At 41.7% G+C, this 26,035-nt stretch carries 23 protein-coding genes and 2 riboswitches; of the genes, 18 read left to right on the top strand and 5 right to left on the bottom strand.

The genetic code is table 11. The features are described from left to right. Positions 1-119: 119 nt before the first annotated feature. Together NR125_RS07810 and NR125_RS07805 are read left to right on the top strand one after the other, a co-directional pair. A complete protein-coding gene (locus tag NR125_RS07810) occupies positions 120-1,337 on the top strand; it encodes an MFS transporter (RefSeq protein WP_009335531.1) in 1,218 nt (405 codons plus the stop codon). Between the two features lie 98 nt (positions 1,338-1,435). Next, positions 1,436-1,972 carry a DUF3267 domain-containing protein gene (locus NR125_RS07805; RefSeq protein WP_009335530.1) on the top strand — a complete coding sequence of 179 codons (537 nt, stop codon included), beginning with the start codon at positions 1,436-1,438 and terminating at the stop codon, positions 1,970-1,972. A 16-nt stretch (positions 1,973-1,988) separates the two neighbouring features. Here the strand turns inward: NR125_RS07805 and NR125_RS07800 are convergent, their stop codons facing one another. Then, positions 1,989-2,225, bottom strand: coding sequence for a hypothetical protein (locus tag NR125_RS07800; RefSeq protein WP_019381133.1), 237 nt, complete (start codon positions 2,223-2,225; stop codon positions 1,989-1,991). 104 nt (positions 2,226-2,329) lie between these two features. Then, a complete protein-coding gene (locus tag NR125_RS07795) occupies positions 2,330-3,964 on the bottom strand; it encodes a bifunctional metallophosphatase/5'-nucleotidase (protein ID WP_034297475.1) in 1,635 nt (544 codons plus the stop codon). A 153-nt stretch (positions 3,965-4,117) separates the two neighbouring features. Here NR125_RS07795 and NR125_RS07790 point away from each other — a divergent pair, with 153 nt between their 5' ends. The 9 genes from NR125_RS07790 (at position 4,118) to NR125_RS07750 (ending at position 12,235) form a co-directional block, all read left to right on the top strand. Next, the gene (locus NR125_RS07790) at positions 4,118-4,402 is read left to right on the top strand and encodes a hypothetical protein (protein WP_009335528.1); all 285 of its coding nucleotides are present in this window, start codon (positions 4,118-4,120) and stop codon (positions 4,400-4,402) included. Between the two features lie 187 nt (positions 4,403-4,589). Beyond that, positions 4,590-4,704: riboswitch (TPP riboswitch) on the top strand. A gap of 126 nt (positions 4,705-4,830) precedes the next feature. Beyond that, the gene (gene thiC / locus NR125_RS07785) at positions 4,831-6,615 is read left to right on the top strand and encodes a phosphomethylpyrimidine synthase ThiC (protein ID WP_009335527.1); all 1,785 of its coding nucleotides are present in this window, start codon (positions 4,831-4,833) and stop codon (positions 6,613-6,615) included. 29 nt (positions 6,616-6,644) lie between these two features. Next, positions 6,645-6,750: riboswitch (TPP riboswitch) on the top strand. A gap of 87 nt (positions 6,751-6,837) precedes the next feature. Beyond that, positions 6,838-7,449, top strand: a complete 612-nt coding sequence (gene tenI, locus NR125_RS07780) for a thiazole tautomerase TenI (protein WP_009335526.1) — start codon at positions 6,838-6,840, stop codon at positions 7,447-7,449. Next, positions 7,446-8,585: a glycine oxidase ThiO gene (gene thiO, locus NR125_RS07775; RefSeq protein WP_256814947.1), complete on the top strand. Its 1,140-nt coding sequence runs from the start codon at positions 7,446-7,448 to the stop codon at positions 8,583-8,585. Before tenI ends, thiO begins: the two co-directional genes overlap by 4 nt. After that, on the top strand, positions 8,582-8,785 hold the full coding sequence (thiS, locus tag NR125_RS07770) for a sulfur carrier protein ThiS (RefSeq protein WP_009335524.1): 204 nt from the start codon (positions 8,582-8,584) through the stop codon (positions 8,783-8,785). Before thiO ends, thiS begins: the two co-directional genes overlap by 4 nt. A 1-nt stretch (position 8,786) precedes the next feature. Continuing rightward, entirely contained in the window at positions 8,787-9,554 is a 768-nt protein-coding gene (locus NR125_RS07765) for a thiazole synthase (RefSeq protein ID WP_009335523.1), read from the top strand. After that, positions 9,551-10,570: a MoeB/ThiF family adenylyltransferase gene (locus tag NR125_RS07760; protein WP_034297471.1), complete on the top strand. Its 1,020-nt coding sequence runs from the start codon at positions 9,551-9,553 to the stop codon at positions 10,568-10,570. The genes NR125_RS07765 and NR125_RS07760 overlap by 4 nt, the downstream gene beginning before the upstream one ends. A 127-nt stretch (positions 10,571-10,697) precedes the next feature. Continuing rightward, positions 10,698-11,153 carry a VOC family protein gene (locus NR125_RS07755; RefSeq protein ID WP_009335521.1) on the top strand — a complete coding sequence of 152 codons (456 nt, stop codon included), beginning with the start codon at positions 10,698-10,700 and terminating at the stop codon, positions 11,151-11,153. 221 nt (positions 11,154-11,374) lie between these two features. Further along, the gene (locus NR125_RS07750; RefSeq protein WP_034297468.1) at positions 11,375-12,235 is read left to right on the top strand and encodes a transporter substrate-binding domain-containing protein; all 861 of its coding nucleotides are present in this window, start codon (positions 11,375-11,377) and stop codon (positions 12,233-12,235) included. A gap of 142 nt (positions 12,236-12,377) precedes the next feature. Here the strand turns inward: NR125_RS07750 and NR125_RS07745 are convergent, their stop codons facing one another. The 3 genes from NR125_RS07745 to NR125_RS07735 all read right to left on the bottom strand — a co-directional run bounded on the left by NR125_RS07745 (position 12,378) and on the right by NR125_RS07735 (position 16,961). Next, positions 12,378-13,718, bottom strand: coding sequence for an aspartate aminotransferase family protein (locus NR125_RS07745; protein WP_256814943.1), 1,341 nt, complete (start codon positions 13,716-13,718; stop codon positions 12,378-12,380). A 31-nt stretch (positions 13,719-13,749) separates the two neighbouring features. Then, the gene (locus tag NR125_RS07740) at positions 13,750-15,207 is read right to left on the bottom strand and encodes a CoA-acylating methylmalonate-semialdehyde dehydrogenase (RefSeq protein WP_009335518.1); all 1,458 of its coding nucleotides are present in this window, start codon (positions 15,205-15,207) and stop codon (positions 13,750-13,752) included. Positions 15,208-15,353: 146 nt separating this feature from the next. Next, complete coding sequence (locus NR125_RS07735; RefSeq protein WP_034297465.1) at positions 15,354-16,961, bottom strand: PucR family transcriptional regulator; 1,608 nt, start codon at positions 16,959-16,961, stop codon at positions 15,354-15,356. 463 nt (positions 16,962-17,424) lie between these two features. Between NR125_RS07735 and NR125_RS07730 the strand changes: the two genes are divergently transcribed. The 7 genes from NR125_RS07730 (at position 17,425) to panF (ending at position 25,978) form a co-directional block, all read left to right on the top strand. Further along, positions 17,425-18,507: a tartrate dehydrogenase gene (locus NR125_RS07730; RefSeq protein WP_009335516.1), complete on the top strand. Its 1,083-nt coding sequence runs from the start codon at positions 17,425-17,427 to the stop codon at positions 18,505-18,507. Between the two features lie 2 nt (positions 18,508-18,509). Beyond that, on the top strand, positions 18,510-19,250 hold the full coding sequence (locus NR125_RS07725; RefSeq protein WP_009335515.1) for an SDR family NAD(P)-dependent oxidoreductase: 741 nt from the start codon (positions 18,510-18,512) through the stop codon (positions 19,248-19,250). 2 nt (positions 19,251-19,252) lie between these two features. After that, entirely contained in the window at positions 19,253-20,710 is a 1,458-nt protein-coding gene (locus NR125_RS07720; RefSeq protein WP_009335514.1) for an aldehyde dehydrogenase family protein, read from the top strand. A gap of 136 nt (positions 20,711-20,846) precedes the next feature. After that, positions 20,847-22,334, top strand: coding sequence for an amidase (locus NR125_RS07715; RefSeq protein ID WP_009335513.1), 1,488 nt, complete (start codon positions 20,847-20,849; stop codon positions 22,332-22,334). A gap of 1,473 nt (positions 22,335-23,807) precedes the next feature. After that, on the top strand, positions 23,808-24,044 hold the full coding sequence (locus NR125_RS07710; protein WP_226280805.1) for an amidohydrolase family protein: 237 nt from the start codon (positions 23,808-23,810) through the stop codon (positions 24,042-24,044). Positions 24,045-24,198: 154 nt separating this feature from the next. Further along, on the top strand, positions 24,199-24,501 hold the full coding sequence (locus NR125_RS07705) for a YhdT family protein (protein WP_009335512.1): 303 nt from the start codon (positions 24,199-24,201) through the stop codon (positions 24,499-24,501). Further along, positions 24,488-25,978: a sodium/pantothenate symporter gene (gene panF / locus NR125_RS07700; RefSeq protein ID WP_083805730.1), complete on the top strand. Its 1,491-nt coding sequence runs from the start codon at positions 24,488-24,490 to the stop codon at positions 25,976-25,978. The genes NR125_RS07705 and panF overlap by 14 nt, the downstream gene beginning before the upstream one ends. The last annotated feature ends 57 nt before the right edge of the window (positions 25,979-26,035 follow it).

Raw genomic sequence — 26,035 nt, 5'->3', positions numbered from 1 at the left:
GGCTGCTGCAGGCATTTTTCAATATGTTAAGCTAAATGATAGATTTTCAATATTAGATTAAGAGCTTAACTTTATAGAAATCATGCCGGTTTGCAACGACTTTAGATAGGGGGATAGTGATGAATCGTTCATTTTACGCTCTTCTAGTAAGCCAGACAGCAACGAATCTTGGGTTTGCCCTGTACACGATGGCTGTTGTGCTGCATTTGTATAATGAAACAGGGAGCACAGCACTTTCTGCAGCCGTCACATTGATTAGTGTAATATCGAGAATGATCAGTAATATACTGCTTCCATCCATTTCGGATAGATTTCAGCCAGTAAATCTATTGAAGTTTTCCCAGATAAGCCAGATCGTTCTGATTGCTGGATTAATGATATTATTCTTGCAGCAAATGAAGGATTTTATGTTAATGGCTATTTTCTTAGTGTTGGCCCTTATATCCTTTTTCAATGGCTTTTTCTCGCCTATTAAAATGTCCATGGTAAAAGCTGTTGTTCCTAAAAAGCAAAGAGTCAAAGCGAATAGCCTGCTCTCAAGTGTTGACCAGACTTTCTTGTTTGCAGGGTGGACCTTTGGCGGTATCCTGTTAGCTTTCCTTGGCAAACAATCCACATTGATCATTACGATCATTCTGCTTGTTATTTCTATTCTAAGCTTGTTTTTGATAAAAAAAAGCGAATCACCTGCTGTGAACTCAAACTTCCGGATGCTGTCCAGTCTAACGGCTGGCTGGAAATTACTCTTCCAGGATAAAGGGCTTCGAGTCCTGATCCTAATGGATTTAATAGAAGCTTGGGCAGGAACGATTTGGATTGGTGCAGTTACGTTAACCTATGTGGAGGATGCCCTTGGAAAGGGGGAGTCTTGGTGGGGCTATATCAACGGAGGATATTACTTAGGCACTATTGCTGGAGGAATCCTCATTTATCGGCTTTCTTATTTACTGCAAGGCCGTTTGATTATTTTTATGCTGATTGGATCCAGTGCTTTCGGGATTCTTACCTTGGGGTATGGTTTTATTTCGAATCCTTTCTTAGCGCTGCTATTTGTAATATTGATGGGACCTGCCTATCAGCTGCGGGATCTTGCGCAAACCACTATGTATCAAAATAGTGCAGATGAAACAATGCTCACGAAAATTCTTGCTGCTAAATCTGTCTTAAACGAATTGATTTTCGTTTTCTCCATTTTGGGCATAGGGGTCTTAACTGATCTAATCGGTGTTCGGCTTATTTACATTTTATCAGGAATATTATTAATCATTTCGTCCATTTTTGGTTTTATTCAGCTGAAGCTTCAAGGTAAAGGTAATGCATTAGAAGCGGAGGGCTAAAGGCAATGGGGAGCTGCCGGCAATAGCCATTTTTTGAAACTTTGCTGTTTGTGATCCGTAAATATAGGTAATCGACCAATTCCTCGCGGGGTGAAAATTTGGAAAATAAAAAACAAACGGTTGTTTCCATTTCAATGATGAAATTGCAGGTTTATTTATTCATAGCAACGATTGCGCTGGTATTTGGGGTGCTCTTTTTACATGCCGTAATATATGGCGGAGGAGAAATGTCTTTTGATCTTATAGGTATGCTATTATTTTTAGCTGGTATGGCCGTTATCGTTATCTTGCATGAAGCCATCCATTTGGCAGGTTTCCGCTATATTGGCGGTGTCCCATGGAGCGAAATGTCCTGGGGAGTCAATTTGAAATTGGGTGTGGCCTATGCTCATGCTAAACAGCCAGTGACGGTTCAGCAAATGAAAAAGGTTTTAATGCTGCCATTCATTCCGACTGGCTTATTGCCCCTTGTTCTTGGAATTGTACTGAATATGCCTGGATTATCGATATTAGGGGCGATATTGACAGTTGGATGTTTTGGAGACCTTGTTTTGTATAAAAAGCTCTTAAAATTTCCAAATGATGCTCTTGTCATTGACCATCCGACTAAACCGCAATTTACGGTTTATGAATAGGCTTCAATTCATATGTTTAAGAACTTTTATGTTTTTTGTCCCACACAATAAATAGCTGGGTGAAAAAGAAAGCAACCAGGGCCGCCAGTGATGATATTAGAAGGTTTCTCATTGAATCCAGTCCATAAAGCTGGATCCCTATCAATTTGGATGTATTTGTACACAATCTCCAGTTTTCAAAAACAATGGCTGTCTTATGAAAAAATGGAAAAAAGACGCCGAACAGCATGAGAAAATAAATATACTTTTTCATTATCCTATTCCTTTCTTTCTGATCCTAATAGAAGGATATGATGTCGATCCTGCTGTTAGTATTAAATGAACAAGAAAAAAGGACAGTCCCCGAGCTGTCCTTTTTCAGTCTATTCTTTTTATGCGTCCCTCAATCGCGGAGCTGAATGGCTGTGCTGAATTCTGTATATAGTCCACTAGTGCATCTATATCACTTGGTCCGGTCACTCTGTTCGTCCCTTTTCGGAATACTGTAAAATTGTCTCCGCCATCAGCGAGATAGGTATTTACAGTGACCGAATAGATCTTGTCCGAATCCAATTTTGTTCCGTCAGGAAGATAAATATCTTTTACTTTTTCACCGGAAGGCTGGCTGTCATACCAGGAATAAGAGAAGCCGGAAATCTGAAGAATTCTTGTTGAATTTGGCTGCCATTGCTGATTAAGGACATCACGAATTTGGCTGCCTGTTAGGTTCATTTTGACAAGGTGATTGCTGAAGGGGAGGACGACATATAAGTTTCCCCATGTAACTCTGCCGGCGTCAATGTTTGCCCGGATTCCTCCCGGATTGATGAAAGCGAAATCTGTGTTCATCACTGCCCGCTGGGAATCGGCAATAAGATTGCCCAGGGCTGATTCACCGCTTCTGTTTTGTTCGGCTGTGATTGGAATGGCAGCAGTGCCAATATATCTGTTCACCGAGGGTTCAACTTTTCTTTCATAGCTCTCGATCATCCTGGTTATGTCGCTTGCGGGCTGGATATTCTCTTGAAAAACATTCACAATTTCAGCGTGTTTGCGGACAATATCCTTTGTCTGGGGATCTATTTCTATATCTACATCAGAAAAGGCAGTGCCATATGAGTAGGCCTGCACAAGAAGCTTTCCATCTACCACACTGTTCAGATAGGCATGACTATGGCCTCCGAAAATAATGTCCACTTCGTCATCCGCCTGATGGGCCAACTCTATTAACGGGCCTCTTGCATGCTCACCATTTGGTTCTGATTTTCCAGGAACATGCGCTAGTACCACAATGGCTCTTACTCCTTGTTTTTTAAGTTCTCGGGCATACTTGTTGATGGCTTCAGCTTCATCGGTGAAGATCAGATCTTTCACACTGTTTGGCGCGGTAATAGCCGATGTTTCTTTCGTGATGACTCCGATAAATCCAATTGGGATCCCGCTAACGTTTACTATTTTATATGGAGGAAGAAAGGGCTTGCCTGACTTTTGACTGATGACATTGGCTGCAATCCATGGGAAATGGGAACCGGAATAAACTTTTGCCGCTGAAGGGCTGCTGCCACTTAGCAGGCGAAGCAGTTCATCAGATCCTCGATCAAATTCATGATTACCGATAGTTCCGATATCAAACCCCATCTTATTCAAAAATTCAATAGTCGGTTCATCCCGCAGAAGAGCGGATACTGGCGGGCTAGCTCCAATCATGTCGCCAGCATGCAGCAAAAGGGTGTTTTTATTTTCAGAAGCACGCTGCCGCAAATAGGCAGCGAGGTAATCAGCGCGTCCTGCCGGTCTGCCGTTAACCTGCCGAGTGACATTCAGCTGCCCATGGAAATCATTAATGCCCAGCAATTGAATTTGCTTGTATGGTGCTTCTGTACGTTCTTCAACATGGCCGTGATATTCTTCCGAAAGACCCTGCTGATTCCCTTGTTCTTTTTCTGCAGGCTGTCCGCTGAATAGAGGCATTCCCAGGAAGCTAAATAAAATAAGGGTGAAAAGTACTCTCATCATTCATCCTCCAGTATTTGTGGCAGGGATAGTATTTGCAGATATCAGGGATTTAATCGGATGGTGGGCTATTAAGGATCAGAAAAGTTTGGCCTCCTGCTAAAAGGGTAAGGTCTTAAAGAAACATAATACTGCAAAAGGAGATGACAATACATGAATTATAAGAAGCTATGGCTATCAGTTCCATTGAGTGCAGGATTATTGTTGGCAGGATGCGGAACGGATGAACAGGATCCGCCGCCGGAAACGGAAGATGTGGAATTGGAAGATAATCAGATGGAAGAAAACAATAATGAAGATAATGAAATGCAGGATCCTGGCACATCAGAAGAATCTGATATGGAGGAGCCCGGCATGAATGAAGAATCACCACAAGATGAAGAGAGTATGGATGAAAGTGATATGGATATGAATGATGAGGAGTCTGACGGGAACTAACCCGCATAATTCACGGAAAACGTCTGCCGCTGACAGGCGTTTTTGATATTCATTCAGAAGTAAAAAAATTGAATTAAGGAAAACGGGGTAAGGAGCAGAATAAAGGCAAAATTTTTCATCTGACAGAATTCTGAAATAATTCCTTTCATTTGTTTCCGCAATTCTGTATACTAAAATTGAATTTAATAGCAATAACTAGGGGTGCCCAATAGCTTGGGCTGAGAAAGAAACGCGCTAAAGTTTCTTGACTCTTTGGACCTGATCTGGATCATACCAGCGTGGGGAAGTTAGAATGTGCAAAAATTTCTTTGTGCAAAGACATCTTCGGTTAAGCCGGTCCATCTTTATGTGGACCGGCTTTTTTACATATCTGGCACTTCCTTGGTTCCAGGTCTCGTCCTTATATTTTTATAAGGGAGAGATGATCAATGACGGCAAGTTCATTAAATCAAAAGAGCATTTCCATTATGTCGTGCTTTACTGGCAGCAAAAAAGTCTATGTGGAGGGATCCAGGCCTGATATAAAGGTTCCAATGCGTGAGATAGAGTTAAGTCCCACTTCCGGAACTTTTGGAGAGGAAATCAATGAGCCGGTTCGAGTATATGATACGAGCGGACCTTATACGGATCCTCAATATACGGCAGATCTAAAAAAAGGGCTTCCTGCTCTGAGAAGCCGGTGGATTCATGAACGCGGGGATGTTGAAGAGTATGATGGGCGGAAAATAAAGCCCGAGGATAATGGGTACCGCGATGAACATGATCCGCGTGCTAATCATAAAGTTTTTCCTGGCTTATCCCGCAAGCCATTGAGAGCAAAAAAAGGAAAGAATGTTACCCAGCTTCACTATGCAAAAAAGGGGATCATTACTCCTGAGATGGAGTATATAGCCATTCGGGAAAATATGGATCCGGAATTTGTGCGGTCTGAAGTAGCAAGAGGGCGGGCAATCATTCCTTCCAATATCAATCATCCTGAGACAGAGCCGATGATCATCGGAAGGAATTTCCACGTAAAAATTAATGCGAACATTGGAAATTCTGCTGTTTCATCCTCTATTGAGGAAGAGGTAGAAAAAATGACCTGGGCTACTCGATGGGGAGCAGACACGATCATGGATCTATCTACAGGCAAAAATATTCATACCACACGTGAATGGATTATCAGGAACTCTGCCGTTCCGGTCGGCACCGTTCCCATTTATCAGGCACTTGAAAAGGTTAATGGCATTGCCGAGGATCTTACGTGGGAAGTTTACAGAGATACCTTAATCGAACAAGCTGAGCAGGGGGTTGACTACTTTACCATTCATGCAGGTGTCCTTTTGAGGTATGTTCCGCTGTCGGCAAAACGCTTAACCGGAATTGTATCGAGGGGCGGATCCATTATGGCCCAATGGTGTTTGCATCATCATAAAGAAAACTTTTTATATACACATTTTGAAGAAATCTGCGAGATCATGAAAGCCTATGATGTGGCCTTCTCACTCGGGGATGGGCTGCGCCCGGGATCGATTGCAGATGCCAATGACGAGGCTCAATTTGCAGAGCTCGAGACACTTGGGGAGTTGACGAAAATTGCATGGGAACACGATGTACAGGTAATGGTGGAGGGACCTGGCCATGTTCCAATGCATTTAATTAAAGAGAATATGGATAAACAATTGGAGATCTGCAAGGAAGCGCCATTTTATACACTTGGGCCCCTAACAACAGATATAGCTCCAGGATATGACCACATTACCTCTGCAATCGGGGCTGCCATGATAGGCTGGTATGGTACGGCAATGCTTTGCTATGTTACTCCTAAAGAACATTTGGGTTTGCCAAATAGAGATGATGTACGCGAGGGTGTCATTACTTATAAAATTGCAGCGCATGCTGCAGATCTGGCAAAGGGCCACCCGGGAGCACAAAAAAGAGATGATGCCCTGTCAAAAGCCCGGTTTGAATTCCGCTGGAGGGATCAATTCAATCTGTCGCTTGATCCTGAACGCGCATTGGAATACCATGATGAGACATTGCCGGCTGAAGGGGCTAAAACAGCTCACTTCTGTTCCATGTGCGGGCCAAAATTCTGCAGCATGAGAATTTCGCAGGATATCCGGAATTATGCAAAAGAGAATAAGCTTGACACGGACGAAGCGATACAGAAGGGCTTGGAAGAAAAAGCTGAGGAATTTAAAAAAACCGGGGGAAGTATTTATCAGTAAAAATAGTATTTTAGTAATTTAATAGTAATTATATCTGCTGGGGGTGCCGTTTGCAGGCTGAGATTAAAGCAAAAGCTTTAAAACCCTTGGAACCTGATCTGGCATACCAGCGTAGGGAAGTGGAGTATCGGGGCTATATTCATAAGCCCCGTACAGCCACTTTCTATTTAGAAGGTGGTTTTTAATTTGCTAAAAGCATAAAAAAACAGGGGAGTTATCGCTATGAGGAAACAGCTGCATGTTATATCAGATGGAAAGCTATCTCTAGAGGCTTTTGCTGAGATAGCAGGTGAAGTGGAACCCTTTGCAGACAGGTTCCACTTGAGGGAAAAGCATCGAACCTCAAGGGAGCTATATGAAGGAGTTAAGCTGCTTTGTAATGAGGGAATCCCCATTCATAAAATTGTTATAAATGATCGGGTGGATGTTGCATGGGCATGTAAAACAGGTGTCCATCTTGCTTTTCACAGCCTTCCAGTCCGTGTTGTCAAAACGCATTTTCTAGATATGCCCATCGGATGTTCCGTACATTCTCCTGAAGAAGCAGAAGAGGCTGCAAAACAGGGGGCTGATTATATCCTGTTTGGGCACATATTTGAAACCGACTCCAAGAAGGGAATCCCGCCAAGGGGCACTGGGTCACTGGAGGCTCTTAAAAAGGCAGTAGAAATTCCGGTAATGGCAATTGGAGGCATTAAACCAGAGAAAGTCCCTGAGGTCTTGGAGGCGGGGGCAGATGGCATTGCTGTAATGTCAGGGATTTTGCAGGCAAAGGACCCTGCAGAGGCAGCGAAGCTCTTTTCAAAAAAGTTAAATGAGGAGGGGGAAAAATGAGGAAAATTTATGACGCCGTTATAGTTGGCGGTGGCATTAACGGAAGCTCCATTGCTTTTCAATTGGCTAAAAGAGGGTATAAAGTGGCCGTTTTGGATAAGGGTAAAATAGCCGGCAAGGCTTCCGGAGCGGCAGCTGGAATTTTAGGAGCCCAAACGGAACTGGCAGAAGACGGCCCGCTATTTCAGCTGGCATGCAAAAGCCGCTCCATGTACCGGATCCTGATTCCTGAACTGGAAGATTTATCACAAGTGCATATTGGCTATCAAAATAAGGGTGTATATAAAGTGGCGGCTAATAAAGAGGAGGAGCAGACATTAAAAAGATTGATAGAAAGCCAGCAAAAAGCGGGTGAGCAGGCCGAATGGTTTTCGATTGATGACCTGATTAAACGTGAGCCATCCGTATCAAACAAATTGCTGGGTGCCATGTATATACCGAATGACGGACAGGTTCAGGCATATGAATTGTCCCTTGCCTTTGCAAAAGCTTCAATGGCCCTCGGTGCAGAAATTTATGAGTATACACACGTATCAGATTTTATTTTAAAAGATGAAAAGGTTCATGGGGTCAAAACCAGCCAGGGAGAATTCCTGGCAGAATCCGTTATCGTGGCTTCCGGGGCCTGGAGCAGGGAGGTTCTTGAAAGAGCGGGCCTTTCGCTGCCCATTATTCCGGTTAAAGGCGAGTGCTTCTCGGTGATACCTGAAAAACCGCTTGTACAAGGGACGATCTTTTCACATGGATGCTATATCGTTCCGAAGCAATCTGGGAGATTAGTAGTTGGAGCGATCGTTAAGGTCAATTCATTTGATGAGAAGGTGACCCTTGAGGGGATATCCACGCTGATGGAAAAGGCGCAAAACCTTGTTCCGGATATAGCGAAGGCTGAATGGGAGCGGGCCTGGACAGGAATTCGTCCGCAATCGGCTGATGGCCAGCCTTTTTTAGGAGAACATCCTGTTTATAGAGGGTTATATATTGCGGCCGGCCATTTTCGGAATGGAATCCTCCTTGCCCCGGCAACAGGCGTACTGATGGCAGACATCCTCGAAGGAAAAACGGAGCAGCCAAATCCGTTTGAGCTTTCCCGCCTTGAATCTTTAGTCCATACGTCAAATGGGGTGCTTTTATGAAAGTTGTCATTAACGGAGATGCTATGGAGCTTCCGGACACAGTTAATCGCGTTTCCCTTCTGCTCGAGCATTTCAATTTGGAGCAAAAGGTAGTCATTGTTGAACTAAACCAGCATATTTTGGATAAATCCACGCATGCTGAAACCATTCTGACAGATGGGGATCGAATCGAAATTGTACACTTTGTAGGAGGCGGATGATTTGTTGAAAATTGGACCTTATGAATTTAACTCCAGGCTGCTGCTGGGAACAGGGAAATATCCAAGCTTTGATGTGCAAAGGGAAGCTGTAGAAGCTTCGGCAACAGAGGTGCTTACCTTTGCTGTACGCCGTATGAACATTTTTGAAGCGGGCCAGCCCAACTTTTTGGAAAAGCTGGATTTAAAGAAATATAAATTACTCCCTAATACGGCAGGAGCAAGTACAGCTGAGGAGGCTGTCCGAATAGCAAGGTTATCCAAAGCTTCCGGGCTCTGCGACATGATTAAAGTTGAGGTTATTGGATGCAGCAAAACGCTTCTTCCTGATCCAATAGAAACAATAAAAGCAGCGGAGATTCTATTAGACGAGGGTTTTATTGTTCTGCCCTACACTTCTGATGATGTCGTCCTTGCTCGAAAACTTGAAGAACTAGGCTGCCATGCGGTCATGCCATGTGCTTCTCCAATTGGTTCAGGGCAGGGAATCATTAATCCTATTAATCTTCAATTTATTACAGAGCAGGCAACTGTGCCGATTATTGTGGATGCTGGAATTGGAAGCCCGGCAGATGCGGCATTGGCAATGGGGCTGGGAGCAGATGGAGTGTTATTAAATACGGCTGTCTCCTCTGCCGATGATCCTGTTAAAATGGCAAAAGCAATGAAACTCGCCATTGAAGCAGGGAGGCTGGGCTATGAAGCAGGCCGGATGCCCCAAAAACGTTATGCGTCAGCAAGCAGCCCGGCGGAAGGAATGATTTTTAGTTGAATGAGCGATACTCCCGCCAGATGTTATTTCCTCCGATTGGCAAAGAGGGACAGAAAAAGCTGAGGGAAAAACACGCTTTGATTGTAGGGGCTGGTGCATTAGGGGCTGCGAATGCAGAAACCCTCACAAGGGCAGGTGTCGGCAAATTAACCATTGCCGACCGGGATTATGTGGAGTGGAGCAACCTGCAGCGCCAGCAGCTTTATTGTGAAGAGGATGCTGCACGAAAAGTGCCAAAGGCGATAGCGGCGGCTAACCGCCTAAAAGTCATCAATTCTGAGGTGCAAGTTATCCCCCGGGTTATGGATGTAGGAGTACAGGAAATTGAAGAGCTGGTTAAGGGTGTTGATTTAATCATTGACTCAACAGATAATTTTGACATTCGCTTTCTGATCAATGATATATCTCAAAAGCACTGGATTCCCTGGATATATGGAGGCTGTGTGGGGAGCTATGGTTTAAGCTATACCATCTTGCCTGGGGTGACACCGTGCCTGAATTGCCTGATGGACAAATTGCCATTGGGGGGAATTACCTGCGATACGGCTGGTGTTATTCAGCCTGCTATTCAAATGGCTGCGGCTCACCAGTCTGCTGAAGCATTAAAGATATTGGCAGAAGGCTTTGAATCCTTACGCGGGACACTTGTTTCTTTTGATGTATGGAAAAATCATTTTAGTTCTGTTAATGTTTCTACATTAAAGAATCCGCAGTGCTTATCGTGCGGGACTGATCCAGTTTATCCCTTCCTGGACTACAGAAATCAGACAAAAACAGCCCTGCTTTGCGGGAGGGATACCGTTCAAATCCGGCCTTCAGTCCTTCAAGATATGGATGTTGCTTATCTGGAAAAATCCCTGGTCTCTCAAGGTATCAATGTAGAGAGCAATCCTTATTTGCTCTCATTTTCGATCGATCAGGCCAGAGTGGTTGTATTTAAGGATGGAAGAGTGCTGATTCACGGGGTAAGAGACATTATCGGGGCGAAGAATCTGTATCATCGTTTCCTGGGATAATGAGTTATGCCTGTCGCTAAGAGTGACAGGCTTTATTGACTATTAGGCAAATAGTAATTACTTTAAATATCAAACTCAAAATTAAGCTAAAATGAAGGTGAAGAGCATCTAAACAGGAGTTGATGGCATGAAGCATAAAATCCAAAAAATCACACCAAACCTATGGTTCAATACAGAAGCCGAAGAGGCAGCAAACTTTTATACTTCTATTTTTAAGAACTCAGCTATCAGCAAGATAACCCGCTATGGAAATGAAAGGCACGAACTTAGCGGCATGACAGAGGGAAAGGTTATGACTGTGAAATTTCAGCTGGAAGGACAGGAGTTTACTGCTCTTAATGGCGGGCCAAAATTCAGGTTTAACGAGGCAATTTCATTTATAGTCAATTGTGAGAATCAAGAAGAAATAGACTACTATTGGGAAAAGCTTTCTGAAGGCGGGGATGTAAAGGCACAGGCTTGCGGCTGGCTTAAGGATCAGTTTGGGGTATCCTGGCAAATTGTACCTGCAGAGTTAAGCGAAATGATCAGCAGCCATGATTCTGAAAAAACCGAGTGTACTTTAGCGAACGGATTATTTTGACTATCTGGACATTGATCTTTAAAGGCAGTGTACTTAGAACCTTTATTTTGATAGGAGACAAATCACTTATTAAAAAAACCACTGACCAATTGATGAAATTGTAATATTTGGTTAAGTTTTTGATTTTTGAAGGGTATTCTATTTGTTTTGTCGTATTTCTAGGAAGTTAATAGACGATATTGAATAAAAAAAAACTAACTATAAAAAATGGAGGGAAGTACGTGTTTAAGAATTGGAGGAAAGTTTTATTGGCTGGAATTATCAGTATATCCTTGGTAGGTACTGGGTATGTCGGTCACGATTTGATTTCCACACCAAACGTATCGGCCGAATCCGCATCGAAAAATGCACCAGGCTATCAGAAAAACGCTGCGGCTACGCAGTTAGATGAAATTATCGAGAGAGGATACATTCGGATAGGTATGACAGGGGACTACAAGCCTTTTACATATTTGAACCCTAAGACAAATGAGTACGAAGGCTATGACGTAGACGCTGCCAAAGAACTTGGCAAAGATCTTGGCGTGGAGGTACAGTTTGTTTCAACTACATGGCCTGACATGTTGAAAGACCTGCAGGCAGATAAATTTGATATCGCTGTCGGAGGCGTAACTCGAAATACAGCCAGACAAAAAAACGCTTATGTATCCCAAGGTTACATTTCTTTCGGTAAGGTACCTTTGATACGTGCGGAAGACAAAGATAAATACCTTACAATTGAAGATATCAACAAACCTTCCGTGCGTATTGGCGTAAATCCAGGTGGAACAAATGAATCGTTTGTCCGTCAATATCTGAGTAATGCTAACGTAACCGTTGTTCAAAACAACCTGGATATCCCAGGTTTGGTTGCGGATGGAACTTATGATGTTATGATCACAGACACTGTGGAAGCAATGCTATATGCCAGAAAAGATGAAAGACTATATGCCGCTTTAACTGACAAGCCTTTCACCAACAGTGAAAAGGGCTATATGATCCCGCGCGGTGATTTCATTTATGCTAGTTATCTGGAAATGTGGATGGATGAAATGAAGCTACAGGGTAAATTCGACGCGCTTTACAAAAAGTGGATTGAATAGGTCGATTTAAGATTCATAGACAACCGTCCCTGATTTTAATCAAGAATTTGGTGCATGGATATTATTATACACAAAAAAGGGAGGCTCATAGTCGAAATATCGATAATGTACCTCCCTAACTATTTATTAAAATAGCTTTAATTTAAATAGAACGTAAGCTTTCTTTCAGTGTTTTGACGATAAAGGTGAAGTCGTCTTCAGTAATAGTTAGAGGAGGAGCAAGTTGCAAGATGTTATTGTAGCCTGCAACAGTGTCCCCATTTTTGCCAATAATTAGTTTTCTCTCCTTGCAGGCACTTATTACTTTATTAAGGATTTCAACACTTGCCGGTTTTTTCGATTCTTTATCCTCAACCAACTCAATGCCGATAAGAAGTCCTTTTCCTCGAACATCGCCTACAAATGGTAAATCTTTTACTTCTTCAAGTTCTTTTAATAATCGTTCCCCCAAAAACTGTGAGCGTTCAATTAGTTTTTCATCCTCAAAAATTTCTAGGTTCTTTAATGCAAGCGCACAAGCCGCTGGGTTACCTCCGAATGTATTTACATGGCGGAGGCGATCATATTGTTCATTGCCGCTGTAAGCCTCATAAATCTCTCTTTTAACCGCTGTAGCAGAAAGTGGCAGGTAGGCACTTGTGATCCCTTTAGCCATCGTAATAATATCCGGCTTTACATCATAATGCATAAAACCAAATGGTTTACCTGTTCGCCCAAATCCACAAATTACTTCGTCGCAAATTAGAAGGGCGCCGTGTTTTTCGCAAATCTCTTTAACCTTTTTCATATAGTTCTGAGGAGGAATTAAGCAACCGCCCCCTGTAATAATTGGCTCCATAATCATGGCTGCTACAGTCTGGCTTAATTCCCATGTCATTACCTTGTCAACTTCCTGAGCGCTTTCAAGGGTATGCTCATCAATCGGATTTCGATATACATCTGGTGGGTTCACATGGATAAAGCCCGGAGCTAGTGGCTCATATTTATATTTCCTTTCAGCTTGACCTGTTGCTGCAAGAGCTCCCATTGAATTTCCGTGATAAGCACGATAGCGGGAAATGAATTTATACCGTCCATGGTCTCCTTTCTGCTGATGGTACTGACGCGCAATTTTAAATGCTGTTTCATTTGCTTCAGACCCACTATTTGAGAAAAATAATACGTAGTCATCGCCAAGCCATTCGTTAAGTTTTTCAGCCAACTTAATGGCAGGAATATGGCTTTGAGCCATTGGAAAGTATGGCATTTTTAGAAGCTGCTCATAAGCAGCTTCTGCCAGTTCCTTTCTGCCATAACCGGCATTTACACACCAGAGGCCAGATAATCCATCCAAATACTTGTTCCCTTCAATGTCTACTACCCAGGCACCTTTTGCTTCTTTAATAATTAGGTTTCCTGAAACAGGAGCAGAACCTCTCATTGCGTGCCAGATATAACGCTCATCCTTTTTCTGCAGATCTTTACCTTGTTCCGTAGCTAGCATTCTTATTTCCTCATTTCATTATAATTGTTTATTAATAACGAGCGGTCAACATTTTTTTACGGGTATAAAATTCTACCCCATCGCGGCCGTTGGCGTGAAGGTCACCGTAAAATGAATTTTTATAACCTGAGAATGGGAAGAATGCCATTGGAGCCGGTACACCTAAATTTATACCGAGCATACCTGCATCAATTTCTTCACGGAATGTGCGAATTACACTCGCGCTGTCTGTATATAGACATGCACCGTTAGCAAACTCGGATTGGTTTGTAATCATAATTGCCTCTTCAAGGGTTTCTGCACGGACAATTGACAATACAGGGGCGAATATCTCATCTTTCCAGATTTTCATATCTGTTGTCACATGGTCAAAGATGGTTGGGCCCACGAAATAGCCATCTTCCTGTTCTCCTTCTTCTCTCCCATCACGGACAAGGAGGGCTCCTTCATTTTCCCCGATCTCAATATATTGAATGGTCCGTTCCTTATGTTCTTGACGAATAACTGGGCCAAGGAATACATCTTCATCCAGCCCATTTCCTATTTTAATTTCATCAGCTTTTTGTTTTAGTCGGTTAACTAACTCGTCCGCTATCTCTCCAACGGCTACTATAACAGATGCAGCCATACAGCGTTCACCGGCTGATCCAAAGGCAGCTCCAATGATATTGGTAACTGCATTATTCAGGTCAGCATCCGGCATAACAATCGAGTGGTTTTTCGCTCCAGCCAATGCCTGTACTCTCTTTCCATTCGCTGCAGCTGTTTTGTAAATATATTCTGCAACAGGCTGTGAACCAACAAAAGAAACAGCTTTTACATCCTCATGTTCAAGGATGCCATTTACAACATCATGGCCACCATGAACAATATTTAGGACCCCATCCGGAAGACCAGCTTCTTTAAACAACTCAGCTAAGCGATTGGCCAGAATCGGGGTGCGTTCAGACGGTTTTAACACAAAGGTATTTCCGCAAGCGATGGCTAGTGGGTACATCCAACAAGGCACCATCATTGGGAAGTTAAATGGAGTAATGCCGCCAACCACTCCAATTGGGTAACGGTACATACCGGACTCAATACCAGTTGCAATATCAGGAAGTTGATCGCCCATCATTAGTGTAGGGGCACCGGCAGCGAATTCAACACATTCAATTCCGCGCTGCACCTCTCCATATGCTTCTTTGTAACTCTTACCATTTTCAAGTGTAACTAGTCTTGCCAGCTCATCCCAGTTTTCAACCAGTAATTGCTGATAACGAAAGAGTATCCGCGCACGTTGAGGAACTGGTACCTTTTTCCAAGTTTGGAATGCTTTATTTGCAACCGCGACCGCATGATTAACATCTTCACGTGTGGAGATTGGCAATTTTGCAATAATTTCACCTGTAGCTGGATTTGGGATTTCACTTACATTCATACTTTCTGATAACGTCCATTGACCGCCAATAAAATTTTTTAGTGTCTTTACTTCATTAGTTACAACCATAATTCTGCCTCCTCTTGATCCGAATATTATGAAAATTTACTAATCTAATTATATTAACGGAATAAATCGTTTTCATTAGACAGAATGTAAAATATTTTTGTAGGAATACGTTACGTTCAGAAAAAATCCGATGTTTTTTCTTACAGCTAGTCTTTTTCTTTAGGTGTTTGCTTAGCACCATCCAGATACTCATAAGCCGCAACCGCTAATTCAAACGCTTGTCTTTTTGGCGGTTCCATAAAGTCCTCTCCTATTAGCTCATATAACTTTTCAAGCCGGTGATAAAGTGTTTGCCTCACAATAAAAAGATGCTTCGCTGTTTCTTTTTTTGAACCATTGAATTTTAAATATAACCTTAATGTATTCATAAGCTTTGTGTTATTTTGGCGATCAAATATTATTACAGGCTTTAAATAATCAGACACAAATTCATATAAAATTCCTTGATCATAGGCAGCATTAATGATTCTGTATATATGTAAATCTTCATAAAAATAGCTAGTTTTTTCATTTCGTACCTTTTCCCTGATAATAGAGGCCTCTTTTGCAAGTTCGTAGCTTTTTTTTATTTCCGTTAAATGGTGAACGGGTTTACCAACACTAATTTGTAAGTGAGGATAAGAATGTTTGGTTAAATATTTTGTTTTTATTATCCTTTCGATTGCAATACCAACTCTTTGTTTATAATTACTTTGACTCCCATTATCTATCAAAATTAATACAAGAGAATTTTCCATCATGGCAGGTAATAGGTGGAATCCCTGATTTTGAAAAATATTACGTAAAAATAGTTTTAAATAAGTTATGTTTGAATCATCAGGATCAAGATCGACCTTGATGAGAACTACAATCGCTCTTTCCAGCTTTATACCAGGCGTAATCTCTTCAAGGTATCTCTTTATTTGTTCTTCATTGTGTTCTCCGTTCAGCCATTTTTGGATCCAATCCGTTTGCTTTGCCTTTCTTCTTTCTTCTGTCCATAATTCACGTAAAATTATTTGAGCAAGCGCTGTTACTGTTCTGTCTAGGAGCAATTTTTCAAACTCTGTTACCGAATCCGCTTTATCTATAATGATTAACTCGGCATAATCCTGATTCAATACATTAATTTTTTGCCGTGTGATAAATTCCTTTTTCCCTAAACTGCTTTCTTTAACTAATCGAAGGAGGCTGTGATTTTCCTTTTCTGATTTGTTGGAAACAATACTATCGTGACCATCATTTGATAAGTAAATGACGGGCAGTTGTAATTGTTTTTGCAACATATTCAAAACCGCCATTTTAGGGTCTGCTTCAAGCAAAACTTCATTTAGTTTTCGTGAATACTCCTCTAAATCCGTTACCATTTGATAATTTCTTTTAATAATTAATGTATGAATTTCTTCAGTGATATCAACAAACCTTACTTCTCTATTAAAAACAATAATCGGGAAATTGAAACGATCAGCCAATTTGATTAAATCGCTTGAAATTTCACTCACATATTCACCTAACTCCACACAAAGTCCAGATACCTGACATTCAATTAACTGCTTTACAAGTGAAAGCAATGATCCTTCGATATCTTTCCAGCCTATACCAGTTGTTAGTATTAATTCATTTCCGTTTAATAGATTACTTACATTAGTAATTTCCATAACATGAACCCATTTTACAGTTCTTGTTACTCCTTTTTTTCCAGCAACAATTTTTGCAGTTTGGAAACTTTTCTGTTTTAATATCTCATCTACAGATAGTTTGACTTCTTTTTTCATCCCCATAAGCCCCCGCTTCATTCCAAAATGAGCCTTAATGTTTCTGATTTGAAATTTTAATTCCGCTACTAAAAGGTAAGCCAATCATTAGAAAGACAAATAGTGTTACCCGCATAAATAATCTTAATTATACAATCAGTGAAATTTTACAGCACTAGCATAGCATAGAACCCCCTAGATATCTGAATATTTTAACATTATGTCGTATTATTTTCTAATTTATTATATTTTTTGTCCAATGAGAATTAAGCGTTTTCATGATAAGATAAAAAAGAAATTCAGAAAATATAGATTAGTAAAATAACTATAAAGGCTGACCGCGCATCCTGTTCGAAACTTCTATATATTCAATCCAAACCCCATTCTATAAATTGGTAACGAAATTGGTTAAATGTATTGAAGGAAGTTATCAAAAGTTAATAGTGAGTGTATAAGTTTATCAATTATGAAAAGGAGTGAAGTTATGACAAGTCATCGGATTGCTGTTTTACCTGGAGATGGAATCGGACCGGAAGTAATGAAGGAAGCTGTTAAGGTACTGGAGCTGCTCAAAAAGCTGGATCCTTCATTAAAAATCGAATTTGATACATTTGATTGGAGTAGCGAGTATTACCTTAGGCATGGAAAAATGATGCCAGAAGACGCCTTGGATACATTAAAAGAATACGATGCGATTTTATTCGGAGCAATTGGCGATAAGCGGGTGCCTGATGATGTGACTGTATGGGAGCTGATCATGCCTATTCGGAAAAAATTTAAGCAGTACATTAATTTAAGGCCAGTTAAATTATTAAAGGGAGTTTCTTGCAGATTCACAGATGAAGATATTGATTTTGTTATTGTCCGTGAAAACGCTGAAGGTGAATATTCCAATAGCGGCGGAAGATTGTATCAGGGTCTAGATCAGGAAATTGCTGTTCAAAATACTATTATTACGCGAACTGGTACGGAAAAAGCTGCAAGATTTGCTTTTGAATATGCTAAAAAGCATGGAAAAGGGACGGTCACTAGCGCCACAAAATCCAATGCGATCATCCATTCAATGAAACTATGGGATGAGGCAGTCCGTGAGGTTGGACAAAAATTCCAAGCTATTAATCTGCAAAGCTATTATATTGATGCACTGGCAGCCTATTTCGTTTCAAAACCAGAGGAATTTGAAGTTGTTGTTGCTTCCAATTTGTTTGGGGATATTTTAAGTGACTTAGGCTCTGCTGTTGTAGGAGGGCTTGGGCTGTCTCCATCTGCAAACTTAAATCCTGAAGGGGAATTCCCTTCCATGTTTGAACCTGTCCATGGTTCAGCACCTGACATTGCCGGCAAAGGCATTGCCAATCCGATTGCACAAATCTGGTCGGCGGCACTAATGCTTGAACATTTAGGGAGAAAGGATTTAGCTGCCGTCATAATGGAATCGATTGAACAAGTTCTTGTACAAAAAGAAGTACAAACACCTGACTTGGGCGGCAATGCAACGACAAGCGAGATGGGATCAGCAATACGAGATGCTATTCAACAATTATTATTAGTGAAAGAAGGACGATAAAAATGAGATTAGAAAATGAAGTAGTTGTTGTTACGGGTGCCGAGGGCGGTATGGGAAAAGAAACCGTGAAACGATTTTTAGAGGAAGGAGCTTTCGTTGCAGCTGTTGACCTAAATGTGGATGGTGTAGAGGAAAGTGATCGTCTCCTGCCAATTGCTGCAGATTTAACAAAGGAAGAGGATGTTGCGAACGTTTTTTCAGCAGCATTTGAGAAATTTGATCGTATTGACGGACTTGTTAATATTGCAGGCATTGCACAGCCGGCAACACCGATTGAAGAAGTGAGCTTGGCAGATTGGGAGAAAATTATGAGTGTAAACGCAACAGCTCCATTTTTAACATGCCGTGCAGCTGTTCCTTATATGAAGAAACAAGGGAAAGGAGTGATTGTAAATATCGCTTCTATATCCATGGTGAGACCTCGTCCAGGTTTGAATGCTTATATTGCTTCAAAAGGAGCCGCCGTTTCTTTTTCGCAAGCATTGGCCATTGAATTAGCCGAGTATGGAATCCGGGTAAATGTGGTCAATCCAGGTCCGGCAGATACGAATATGCTTGGGCAATTTACAGCGAAGGATGTGGATATTGAAGCCACGAAGGATACTGTTTTCAAAAATAGTGTTCCATTGGGAAGATTAATTAATCCGAATGATATTGCCAATTCTCTAGTGTATCTGTGTTCGAAGGAAGCAGCCATTGTAACAGGTTCTATTATTAATGTAGATGGCGGAAGGGGGATTTAACAGTGAAGGCGGTCGATGTGCAAGTTCAAGGATGTTACATAGGCGGAGAATGGAAGATTCCTGAAAAAGAGAGATTGATAGAAGTGAAGAATCCAGGGGACGGCTCTGTTTTAGCTATTGTGCCAAGAGGGGATAAAGAAGAAATTGACCTTGCTGTAAAAGCAGCGAAAAAAGCATTTCTTTCAAATGAGTGGAAAACGTTTAATCCGTTTAGTCGCGGCAAATTGCTTTATCAGGCTGCGGAAATCATCCGCGAAAATAAAGAAGAATTAGCAAAGTTAGAGACGTTAGATGTCGGAAAGCCACTGGCTCAGTCTGCTGTGGATGTAGAGATTGCTGCACGATATTTTGAATATTACGCAGGTGTCGCAGATAAAATTCTTGGAGAAACGATTCCAGTAGAACCGGGAATTATTGATTACACAGTTCGCGAACCCATTGGGATTGTTGGCCATATTATCCCATGGAATTACCCGCTTCAAATCGCAGCAAGAAGCATTGCCGTATCTATTGCAACTGGAAACGCAACTGTCCTGAAGCCTGCAGAGGATACACCTTTAACGACACTAAAACTTGTTGAATTAATGGAGCCATTAGGGCTGCCGAAGGGGATTCTGAATGTTGTCACAGGGTACGGATATGAAGCCGGTGCTGCGCTTTCGTCTCATCCTGATATTAACCATATTACTTTTACAGGTTCAGTAGAAACTGGAAAAAGAGTGATGGAGTCCGCTGCACAAAATGTTGTTCCTGTTACGCTTGAACTTGGAGGCAAATCGCCGAATATCGTCTTTGCTGATTGTCATGAGGAGCAGGCGCTTGAGTGGGTTCTTAAGTCTATCGTGCAAAATGCGGGTCAGACTTGTTCTGCAGGATCCCGCTTGGTAATTGAAAAGTCAATTAAGGAAGCATTTGTGGACAAGCTTGCAGCCTTGATGGAAAAACTCTCGATTGGTCCTGGAATTGATAATCATGATCTAGGTCCGGTGCTATCGAAAAAGCAATTTGAGCGCATCCAAAGTTTTATTAATCTGGCAAAGCAAGACGGAATTAGGATTGCGACAGGCGGAGAGCGTGAGTCAGTAGAGGGATGTGAATCAGGCTACTTCCTTCAGCCAACCATCTTGGATAATGTTCCTGCAAGCCATCACCTTGCACAGGAGGAAATCTTCGGTCCTGTATTGACAGTAACTACCTTCGAAACAGAAGAAGAAGCAATCGAAATCGCCAATGGAACACCGTACGGACTCGTTGCAGGCGTATGGACTGAAAATGGAAGCCGTGCTCATCGTGTTGCCAGCCAGCTCCAATGCGGCCAAGTATTCATCAACCACTACGGGGCAGGGGGAGGCATCGCCCAGCCATTCGGCGGATACAAAAAAAGCGGCTTTGGACGGGAAAAAGGGCTAGAGGCACTTCGGAATTATACACAAGTGAAGAATGTGGCGGTAAAGTTTTAAAGGGAATACCCCAATCGCCCGGCAGGAATACAAGATAACTTCTATGCGCGCAAAAACGCAAAGAAGCTGATGAGGAAGTTAGGTTCAAACACTGTATAAATATCCAATCCGAACAAATATGAAGGAGTGAAACTTTGTGAAATTAGTGATGAACTGGGATGAATGGGCTAACCTTGATGCTATCGGTCTCGCCGAATTGGTACGTAAGGGGCAGATTACCCCGGGGGAGGTGGCTCAACAGGTTACCCTCGCTATCGACGCCCTAAATCCTGAGGTTAACGCCATTATTGAGGTCTTTGATGATGCGGTCAATGATCCCATGAAGGACGGAACGAATCCTGATGGGGTTTTCGCGGGAGTACCATATCTGATGAAGGATATAGGGCCCACTCTTAAAGGGCGCCTGCAGGAGATGGGTTCTCTGCTGATGCGCGGAAATCGTTCTGCAGCGGATAGCTTTCTGACCAAGCGCATCCGCCAGGCCGGTCTCAATATTATCGGACGGACGACAACGCCAGAGTATGGGCTCTGCAGTTCAGCCGAAAATCCAGCGGTCTATGTTACACGAAATCCGTGGAACCTTGACTATACAACCTGCGGCTCTTCAGCGGGCACGGCAGCTGCGGTTGCAGCCGGCATCATTCCTATATCACATGCGACTGATGGTGGCGGTTCGATTCGAATTCCCGCGGGAGTAAACGGAAATATCGGTCTAAAGCCGTCCCGCGGCGTCTTTTCGGTAGCTCCCAACGGTTCGGACTTGATGGGCTCGGTCTCCGCTCAGGGCTGCAACTCACGCACCATACGTGACACTGCTGCCTTTGTGGATAGTTGCAGAGGTGGAGCACCTGGCGAGTTCATGCCATATTGGATGCCATCGCAGCCTTACTCCGAGCTCATCCGCCGGGATCCAGGAAGACTTCGTATCGCCGTTTCACATCAGTGGGGCGATTACCGGGCTACACCGCAAATTGTTGCTGAATTGGAGCGGGCGGCAAGCTTCCTAGAGACACTTGGACATCACGTAGAGTGGGTAACCCCAGACATTGACTTTCATGCCGCCTACGCTGCGCAAACCGATTGCTATATCATGAATTTTTCACAAGTGATTTCGGGTCTCTTGGAGCAAAAAGGCTTGGAACGGCCACCAGCCGATCTTGTTGAACCGATGTGCATTCGGGTCTGGGAAGAGGGCCGTTTCGCATCCTATACGCAACGCGCCAATATGCAAGCGGTGTTCAACGATACTTCCCGTAGGCTAGGCACCTTCTTTGGTGACTGGGATATCATCCTGACCCCAACGATGGCCCTGCCTACGCCAAAGGTTGGAACGACGGAGTATCTGACTATCAGCGGTAATCCATCAGTCTATGACTGGTTCGAGAACCTATGGCGAATATTCGCTTATACTCCAATCGCCAACCTCTGTGGTCTTCCGGGCATCTCATTGCCGATGGCAGAGCTCGAGAACGGGCTGCCGCTTGGAATACACGCGCTCACACGGCAAGGAGATGATGGGTTGCTTCTTCAACTCGGAGCCCAGATTGAGCGCGCCCTGAATGGAAAATGGAACCGTGGGCGGCGACCTGATGTCCACGTAGCATCGATTTTAACGACGATTTAATGGTGGTATCGCGGGCGGCGACTCGACGCCGCTCGCCTTAAACAGGATCCAGGAGACGATAGCAGGAAAGACAGGGATGGACTACCAGGCGTAAGACTTACTAACCAATCATTCCTGTTACTCTATGTAAAGTTAAAAAGTGAATGATGACCCATAGTAAATTACCTTATTCCCACCTCTTCTGTTTAGTCTGAAAAGTAATAATTTTGTGAATAATCATGGAGCATGTGCCGGTATAATCGTGGACTTGCATTAGTTACATATTTAACGATAAGTGAAGCTACCATTGGTAACTTGTTCCCCTCGTTACCACAAGCCTTACAAGATCTGAACATTGGTATTGTTTCAGTGATGTTTAACTGTTTAATCATGATTAGCGTAAGTCTACTTACTCGTAAGTTTACAATCCAAGACAGAATAGAGGAAAGAAGAAAAAATTGAACCCAGAATTGTTTAAAGGAATTGCTGTGCGAGGGCTTTTTTGCGGAATGTATGCCATGATTACTGTTTTCATCAGTAATATGATAAATAACCGGATGACTGTAGAAGTTCATGTTGTATCTATGGAAAGATAACTGCATTTGGGGAGCCTAAAGGGGCTGAAGTAGATGAATGACAAAGGCAAAGGAAACTTCCTGCCTCTAGCCTTACGTAGGTATTAACTACATTCAATACTTATTAAAAAACAGGAATCATTTCTCATTCAGCGTTAAGACTTCCAAAGGAATATGTTTATTTAGAAGTCCAGGTTTTTAACCGGACAAGGGCGAAGGGAACAAAAATTAGGCAGACTAAATACCCCAGGATTTTAACCTATTTCTAATAAAGTTTGGACATTACGATTTAAATAAGAGGGGATAAAGAATTGTATAGGCATGTCCTATATGTAAATTTCCGCTAGGATAATAAATTGGAGTGGTTAAATAAAACGTCTTTAATTTGTCCTCCACAAGATTCCCTCCCTCATTTTAAAAGCGCAAGCGCCTTGCCCACCCCCGACAAGCACAAGACGATCCTCACGGAAAGGCGTTCTTTGCCTTTCTGGGAGGATTGGCTTGTACCTAGAGGGGGTAGGCGCCGGAGCTAGATAGTTATCGAAGTCTAACGTAGATATTGCTTTTATTAATGGTTAGGTTCTTACAGTGAATGATAATGATGGGATTGCAGAAGCGGTTGGAATTAAAAAAATAAGATTGTATATGTAGGTACAACAGGAGAGTTGAATTCTATAATTAGTAAAGACACAAAAGTATTTGATTTAAAAGGAAAAACATTAATGCCTGGTATTATCGATTCTCACTTCCGTCCTATTTTAAATGGACTCATAGGAGATTCTATTGATTCAGCTATCATAAACATCGGCCTCTCTCGAAGTAAAAGTATAATAGAAATTCTGAATTTGTTGGAAACCGCGATAAAAAACAAAAATCTGGTGAATGGATCTCAGCTTTGGGGTATGAACCAACGTCTTTATTGGAAAGCAGGCATCCAACATTAGAAGAACTAGATGCGATAGCACCCAATAATCCGATTCACTGTAACAGTGCATACGCCAGTTATGAAGAAGATATAAAAGAGAGTATAGAAGTTGGAAAATTAGCAGATATCATAGTATTGGACCGAGATATATTGTCTTGTTCAAAAGAAAGATTTAATGAAGTTAAAGTCGAAATGACAATGATAGACGGGGATTTTGAGTATATTCGATGAGAAGAAAGTATTAAGGCTTAAGGTGATTAGTCAATAAAAAAGTAAAGCTGTTTATTAATTAAAAAGCAGACTGACTTTAACCACCCATTTACAATTGACTATAGGACCCATAATGTACTACTTTATCCAAAACTTAGGGGAGGGGAAATGATAAATGCCATTAAAATTTACAAAAAAGGAAAGAGAAAAACAGATAAAAAAAGAGGCCATTATATGTACAGTCATGTATATTGTGTTTTTTATCTGGTGGTTAGTAACGGGGGTTGGTTTGGGAAGTAAAGATCCATCTGAGTATATATATATTCTAGGATTTCCTATGTGGTTCATACTAAGTTGTATTGTAAGCTTTGTACTTTTCTGTATTGCAACCGTAGTTGTAGTAAAGTTTTATTTTAAGGATTTTGATCTCGAAGAAACACTTGAAGAAAAGGAGGAGAGGCAAAGTGACATCATATAGCCTGATTATCCTTTCTGTATTAATTATATATATGGTTCTAACCCTTATAATTGGGATAGTTTCAAGTAAAAGACAAGCTAAGGCACAAGCTGGGAAAGGATTTATCAACAATTATTTTGTAGGTGGAAGATCAATGGGAGGGATAGTTCTGGCAATGACGTTGGTCGCGACATTTGCAAGTGCATCCAGCTTTATCGGTGGTCCAGGGATTGCATACTCAAAAGGATTAGTATGGGTATATATTTCGGTTATTCAAATACCTACAGCATTTATTGTGCTGGGCATTCTTGGAAAAAAATTCGCCATGATTTCCAGAAAAACAAATGCAGTAACAGTTACAGACTATTTACGATCCAGGTATAAGTCGCCTACAGTTGTTATCATCTCATCAATTGCTATAGTCCTATTCTTTATAGCAATGATGATGTCTCAGTTTATTGGTGGGGCGATATTACTTGAAACCATTACAGGATTACCATATGTATGGGGCTTGATTATATTTTCCATTATTGTTATCGCATACACCTCAATAGGAGGGTTTAATGCAGTTGCAATCACTGATACAATACAAGCATTTGTAATGGTGGTAGGATGTTTCTTGATTCTATTTACTGTAATAAAAGTAGCAGGAGGATATACACCGTTAATAGAGACTTTAAACACTGTCAACCCTACATGGAGTTCGCTATCCTCTGATGGTAATACTCCATTGCCATATATACTATCTTTTTGGGTATTGGTTGGTATTGGAGTACTGGGTCTACCTCAGACTGCGGTTAGAGGAATGGCTTTTAAAGATACAAAATCATTACATCAGGCAATGATTTATGGAACAGTTGTAGTTGGAACTTTGATGATAGTCATGACTATTGTTGGTGTATTTGCACCAGCTGTTTTAGATCCTTCAGAATTCAAAAATACAGACTATGTAATACCAATGATTGTACTTAAGTATATGAATCCAGTAGTCGCGGGACTGTTTATTGCAGCACCACTTTCCGCAATTATGTCTACAGTATCATCCCTATTACTACTAGCTTCTGCTGCAATTGTCAAAGATATTTATATGAATTATTTTGTAAGCAGAGAAACCGAAGAAAAAGGATCAGCATTTGAGGAGAAAATTGGTAAACTCACCATCTTTTCTACTGTTTTAGTTGGAGCAATCACAGTTTTTCTTACCTTAAATCCTCCTGAATTAATTGTTTGGATAAATTTGTTTGCTATGGGTGGGCTAGAATGTGCATTTCTTTGCCCGATTATATTTGGACTTTATTGGAAAAAGGCAAATGCAACAGGTGCAATTTTTTCATCCGTTATCGGAGTTGCAATGTTTTTAATCTTGAGTACCACAGGCGTGACAATACTTGGTACTAGCCCAATAGTAATTTCAATACTTACTTCGGTAATTGCGTTTATTATTGGCAGTTTGTTAGGGAAAAAATCTGATAGAGAAACTCTCGAATTATTCTATTAGTTTGATTATAACAAGCGAAAAGTGTTAATAAAAACCTCAAAAGAGCAGGTTGGGCCA

The organism is Cytobacillus sp. Bac17 (genome assembly GCF_024519925.1).
GTDB lineage: Bacteria > Bacillota > Bacilli > Bacillales > Cytobacillaceae > Cytobacillus > Cytobacillus pseudoceanisediminis.
Note: the sequence above shows the minus strand (reverse complement) of the source record. Positions and strands in the feature narration are given on the sequence as shown.